This is a genomic window from Vibrio fluminensis, from assembly GCF_015278125.1.
GTDB lineage: Bacteria > Pseudomonadota > Gammaproteobacteria > Enterobacterales > Vibrionaceae > Vibrio > Vibrio fluminensis.
In genome coordinates, this window is sequence record NZ_JADILO010000041.1 from 41,199 (window position 1) to 47,229 (window position 6,031).

Here is a 6,031-nt window from a genome sequence, read left to right on the forward strand (position 1 = left end):
ATGCGGGATGCGGGATGCGGGATTGGTATGACCCCATAAAAGTTGATTGGAACTACGCTCTAGTTTCCTGCAAATCAATTTCTACCAACCCTCGCAGCGCTATCACGTAAGTTCTCGATTAATTGGCAATCTATCGCTGCGCTGGGTACTCTGGCTCAATAAGTTAATCAAAGAATTATGGAGACCTGATGCCTGAGCTAAAACCTGCACCGACTTTGTCCGACTATCAAGATTATGTCGCGCAACTTGAAGTAGAACGCCACTTTGCTGATCAGCCAGTGCTAGAGAAATGCCTCCTACTTGGCGAAGAGGTCGGAGAGCTATTTAAAGCGATACGTAAAGCCCAAGGCATCGCCATCGACCCTCACTCCAAAGTAGGGGAAGTTGGTGATGAACTTGCCGATATCTTTATCTATCTCTGCTCAATAGCCAACCGCTATGAGATCGATTTAGAGCAGGCTTTTCTCGCCAAAGAAGAGAAAAATAAGTTACGTAGTTGGCAAAAAAGTTAGTTAAAGGGCTCATCATGTGGCAAACAATAAAATTCACCATCGCCAGCAATATCATAGTGGTTTCCTTGATTGCTCTGCTTGAGACAACTACGGAATTCCTAGGTATTCACTTTCTCTCCGATTACGCCTTTTACACCGCGATGATATTGTGGGGAATAAGCGGACTGCTTTATCTCTACCCGCCAGAAAGTGGCATATCATCCAACGACAAAGCCGAAGTCGTTACGTCATCCATGGTGGATAGTACTCAAGCCAATGCCATTGATGATGTTCGCCAAAATGAAAACACCCTGTTGTTCATCAAGTTTTTTGTCGCGGGTTGCCTACCAATGGTAATCTGCGTACTTGCCAACTCTCTCACTTAATCATGCCATGAATTTAGCCCTGTTCGACTTTGACGGCACTATCACCCACCAAGATGCTTTTACTAAGTTTCTCTTTTTCGCGACGCCAAAGACGCGCACCCTAGCAGGCTTGATTGTCACGTCACCCGTCATTGGTCTCTATAAACTCGGCTGGTTACCTGCACGTTTTACTCGCCCTATCCTCGCCAAAGTCGCTTTTGGTTACCGCTCGGTAGAAGAAGTGGATGCGCTTGGCGCTCGATTTGCGAGCGAATATTTACCAACTGTGATGAGAAGCGAAGCTTTACAAGCGCTAGAATGGCACAAGCAGCAAGGTGACAAAATTGTGCTGGTTTCAGCCTCTCTTAGCCCTTACTTGGATATTTGGTGCCAGCAGCAGGGAATTGAAGTAGTTTGCAGTCGCTTACTCAAGAAAAATGGACGTTACACAGGCAGTTACTTAGATGGTGACTGTAGTCTAAACAATAAAGTTCGCTTAGTTAAAAAGCACCTCGATAGCCAGCAAATTTGCCTCAAGCAATTTGACAAAATATACGCCTACGGCGATACCTATGAAGATATTCCAATGCTAGAGCTTGCCGATGAAAAGTTCTTCACTTGGCAAAAGGTCACCGATACGCAGCAGATACGAGAGCTGCTAGCTAAGTAGACAACTGGCAAGAGCAACCAACCAATAAGAGGCGCTATGAACAACCTATTTTCCCATATTCCGCCATTTCTCGATCACGAACAGTTCAGTGATATTGTCAAAACGGAGCAGGTTCGCATTGAGCGTATCGTCTCTTATGGTCAAAGCTCTCCAGAACAAGGATGGTATGACCAAAAGGAAAATGAGTGGGTGATGGTGCTGACTGGCTTCGGTATTGTTGAATATGATAATGGCGAGACCTTCGAACTAAAACAAGGTGACTACCTTACGATTCCTGCGCAGCAAAAACATCGCGTTAAAGCTACATCAGAAAAAGAACCAACCGTTTGGCTCGCGGTATTTTACCCCTAACCGCAAATATTCAATTAATAGCTCTAACCCAACTATATCAAACAGATATATTATGCTGGCCAATAAACGCTCCTTCGGTAGGAGCGCGTTAGCACTGTCTCATTTGAAATATAGGGTATGTTGTGAAGTTCTCCCAATTAAGTGCTTTTAAAGCGATTGTTGAATGTCAAACCATGACGTCCGCGGCCAACAGACTGCATTTAAGCCAGCCAGCCGTAAGCCGTCTGTTATCGAATCTCGAAGAACAAATTGGTTTTAAGTTATTTACTCGTCAAGGCAACCGCCTAATTTTAAGCAGTGATGGGCAAGCATTTTACATTGAGGTGGAAAAAGTCTTTGATTCATTATTGGGGTTAGAGCAAGCGGCCAAGCTAATAAAAACCAATCAGTTCGGCTCAATCAACATCGCCGCAATGCCACTCCTCTCCAACGCCTATCTACCCAAAGTTCTCGGCAGATTCCTACAGCAAACCCCTAAGCTCAAAGTAGGCTTAAAAACCTACCGCTCCGAAGATGTATTACGCCATGCGCAAAGCCAAGCGATTGATATCGGTTTTTCATTCGTGGGTCAGGGCTTCTCCGGTGTTAACTATCAACATATTGAATGCGAGTGTGTGTGCCTTCTGCCCGCCTCTTCCCCTCTCGCACAGCTGGCAGTGATTGATATTCACGATATTGCGAATCAAGTGATCATTCGCCATGAAAAAGATAGCCCACAAAATCGTATCGATACTCTGCTTAGGCGTTATGACTTAGGTATTAATGAACAAATTGAAGTTTCACTTGCCAGCACTGCTTCTGCGCTGGTGGAACAAGGTGTCGGCATCGCGCTTACCGATCCATTCACTGCGGTGTTAGACAGTGCAAATCCTCTTCTCGTCATGCGTCCTTTGGCATTTAGCTTGCCCTTCGAATTCGACATTCTTTACCCAGCGCTTAAACCGATAAATCGTCATGCCGAACGTTTTATCGAACAGTTTTTATTGCTGGCTGATGAACTGGGAATTGAGCTAAAAGTCGGCCAACTGCTCAAAGCAAATCACTAGACATTTGTTGAAAATCACACTTTTCGACAGAGTGACTGCAAAAATAAGAATGGTTATTTTCCTTACATATCCTATGGTTAAACTCATGACATAGTTTAACCATAACTTTTTTGCATAGCTGACAAAAGCTTTGGCATTGGTCGTAGAGATCGTACTGACCTTAATCTGTGCTCGAGAAATTTAACACTATTAAGGAAAAATTTATGTCTACTCGAGTTTCTGTGATTGGTTCAGGTAACGCTGGTTTAACGGCTGCATATCACTTCTCTTTGCATGGCGCGGACGTGTGTCTTTACGGCTCAAAAGGGTTTGATCATCCATTGGCGGATATCGAACAACGCGGCGGTATTGAAGCATTAGCAAGTTTTAACGATGTTTCTCTCGAGTACGCGGGTTTTCAGCCTATCGACAAACTAAGTCGTGATATCGCAGAAACCGTCGCTTATGCGGATCTTATCGTTTTGCCGGTGCCTGCCTTTGCCCAAGAACAACTATTCCTCGACATGCTGCCGCACTTGCGCGATGGGCAAATTATCATGTTGATGCCGGGTAACTATGGCTCTCTTGTGCTCAATAACATCAAATTTGAACAAGGCTACGAAAATCTCGATATTACCTTCGTTGACGCTATCTCTATTCCTTGGGCAACGCGAATTGTTGGTCCTGCTCAACTGGCGATTCTTGGTATGAAAACACATCTACCTGTCGCGGCGCTACCCGCTAATCGCACTCAGCAAGCGATTGATGCCCTACAACCTGTGATGCCACTTCCACTCAAACCTCTGAGCAATGTTATTGAGGCAGGTCTCGAAAACATTAACTTTGGCGGGCACCCTCTACTGACAACTCTTAATATGGGTTTACTAGAAAACTTTGACGGTCAATTTAATTACTACAAAGACTGCTGTTCAGTTTCAACCGCCAAAGCTGCGGCTGTCATGGAAAACGAGCGCATTGCGGTTGGCTCTGCTTTTGGTTTAGCACTAAAGCCAGAACTCATCGCGATGAACGAACTGTATGACATGGATTGCACCAGCGTTTATGAAGTCAACCGTACTTCCGAAACACATGGCAAGCTCAATAGTGCACCAAATTCAGCCAGCAACCGCTATATCACTGAAGATGCCGCCTATCTTCTGGTGCCATGCTTTGAACTGGCTAAGCTTGCGCAGGTTGAAACGCCAATGATCACTAGCTGCCTGCATATCGATAATGCCTACAACGACACTAACTACTTTGAGAATGGTCGAACACTGAAAAAAATGGGGCTTAGTAACTTAAGCATTGAAGAAATAATGGATTGTGTTGCATAACTTGCGTAGCTGCTTAGTAAGGCATTAAGCCTGCTATAGGATGAAATAATGAACAAAATAAAATTTCCTTCCGCTTATACGATTTTGATGCTTCTTACCGTTGTGATGGCTGGTCTTACTTGGGTTATCCCTGCAGGCCAATACCAAATGGTAATGAATGAAACTTTGGGCAAAATGGTTCCTCTGGTCGGTTCTTATCAAACCATTGAAACCAACCCTCAAGGCCTATTTGACATTATCATGGCGCCGATCCAAGGCTTCTATGACCCGTTGAGCTATGCGGCTCGAGCGGTCGATGTTGCCCTATTCGTTCTGGTTATTGGTGGTTTCCTTGCAGTCGTGACAGACACGGGCGCTATTGATGCTGGCATCGGCGGTACGATGAAGCGCCTTGCTGGTCGTGAAAAGTGGATGATTCCAATTCTAATGGGCTTATTCGCACTAGGTGGCACGGTTTACGGCACGGCTGAAGAAACTATCCCGTTTTATGCGCTACTCATCCCGGTGATGATTGCCGCTGGCTACGACAGTGTCGTGGGTGTGGCCATAATTATGATTGGTGCAGGCATTGGCTGTTTAGGTTCAACCATCAACCCGTTCGCAACGGTTATTGCCTCTAACGCTGCTGAAATCAACTTTATGGATGGCTTTGCTCTACGCCTAGCAATTCTAGTAGTCGGTTGGTTAATCTGTGTCATTTACGTGATGCGCTATGCAGCAAAAGTAAAGCAGGATCCAAAACGTTCTATCGTCGCCCATCAATATGAAGACAACTTACGTCACTTCTTACACGCGAAAGATCAAACGGTTCCTGAACTGACTACCACACGCAAAATCGTCTTGATGATCTTTGGTTTCACCTTTGCGTTAATGATGTGGGGCGTATCAAGTGCAGGTTGGTGGATGGCTGAATTGTCAGCGCTGTTTCTCGGTGCAAGTATCGTCGTTGGCTTTGTCGCTCGCATGACGGAAGTCGAGATCACCGATAGCTTTATTAATGGTGCACGAGACTTACTTGGCGTGGCATTTATTATCGCCATCGCTCGAGGCCTAGTGGTGGTAATGGATAACGGCAATATTACCCACACCATTCTCAATTATGCGGAAGATATATTGGCAGGCTTAAACCCTATCGCCTTTGTCAACGCGATATATTGGATTGAAGCGGTGCTATGTGTGGTTGTGCCGTCGTCATCAGGACTGGCGGTACTATCAATGCCAATCTTAGCGCCACTAGCCGACTTTGCAGGTGTAAGCCGTGAGCTAGTTGTGACTGCTTTCCAGTCAGCATCTGGTCTGCCAAACCTTGTCACGCCTACCTCTGGGGTAGTGATGGGTGGTCTTGCGATTGGTCGTGTCGCCTACTCTTCATGGCTTCGTTTTATCGGTCCACTGATTGGTATCATCACCGTGATGATCATGCTGTTCCTAAGTGTTGGCGTTATGTTTAGCTAACCAATATTAAATAAGACAGCATTCAAACTTAATACTCAATTCGCAGCGTAATGACTGCCGTTCCTTAACACGTTAGTTGGCGTGGGACTTATTACGCTGCCACTTTATCAAATCGCTATTTTAAGCCTCAATGAATTAATCAAATATAATAATTGGCAATTTAGGATAAAAATTATGTACGTAAGTAATCTATCTGAACTCGATGCGCTAGTAGAACGCGTAAAAGCGGCTCAAGCTGAATTTGCTACTTACTCTCAAGAGCAAGTAGACAAAATCTTCCGCGCAGCATCTTTAGCAGCTAACCAAGCTCGTATCCCGCTAGCACAACAAGCGGTTGCTG

The 6,031-nt window shown here is 45.2% G+C and carries 7 protein-coding genes; all 7 read left to right on the top strand.

What is annotated here, in order from left to right; genetic code table 11:
- The first annotated feature begins 188 nt into the window (after positions 1-188).
- The 7 genes from IRQ95_RS20130 (at position 189) to IRQ95_RS20160 (ending at position 5,691) form a co-directional block, all read left to right on the top strand.
- Complete coding sequence (locus IRQ95_RS20130; RefSeq protein WP_194439297.1) at positions 189-512, top strand: MazG nucleotide pyrophosphohydrolase domain-containing protein; 324 nt, start codon at positions 189-191, stop codon at positions 510-512.
- Positions 513-526: 14 nt separating this feature from the next.
- Positions 527-877, top strand: coding sequence for a hypothetical protein (locus IRQ95_RS20135; RefSeq protein WP_194439299.1), 351 nt, complete (start codon positions 527-529; stop codon positions 875-877).
- Between the two features lie 7 nt (positions 878-884).
- Complete coding sequence (locus IRQ95_RS20140; protein WP_194439301.1) at positions 885-1,526, top strand: HAD family hydrolase; 642 nt, start codon at positions 885-887, stop codon at positions 1,524-1,526.
- Positions 1,527-1,562: 36 nt separating this feature from the next.
- Positions 1,563-1,877 (top strand): cupin domain-containing protein, encoded by a 315-nt coding sequence (locus tag IRQ95_RS20145; RefSeq protein WP_194439304.1) that lies wholly within the window; start codon positions 1,563-1,565, stop codon positions 1,875-1,877.
- 122 nt (positions 1,878-1,999) lie between these two features.
- Positions 2,000-2,923, top strand: a complete 924-nt coding sequence (locus tag IRQ95_RS20150) for a LysR family transcriptional regulator (RefSeq protein WP_075647769.1) — start codon at positions 2,000-2,002, stop codon at positions 2,921-2,923.
- A gap of 203 nt (positions 2,924-3,126) precedes the next feature.
- Complete coding sequence (locus tag IRQ95_RS20155; RefSeq protein WP_194439305.1) at positions 3,127-4,236, top strand: NAD/NADP-dependent octopine/nopaline dehydrogenase family protein; 1,110 nt, start codon at positions 3,127-3,129, stop codon at positions 4,234-4,236.
- Between the two features lie 48 nt (positions 4,237-4,284).
- Positions 4,285-5,691 (top strand): YfcC family protein, encoded by a 1,407-nt coding sequence (locus IRQ95_RS20160; protein WP_194439308.1) that lies wholly within the window; start codon positions 4,285-4,287, stop codon positions 5,689-5,691.
- The last annotated feature ends 340 nt before the right edge of the window (positions 5,692-6,031 follow it).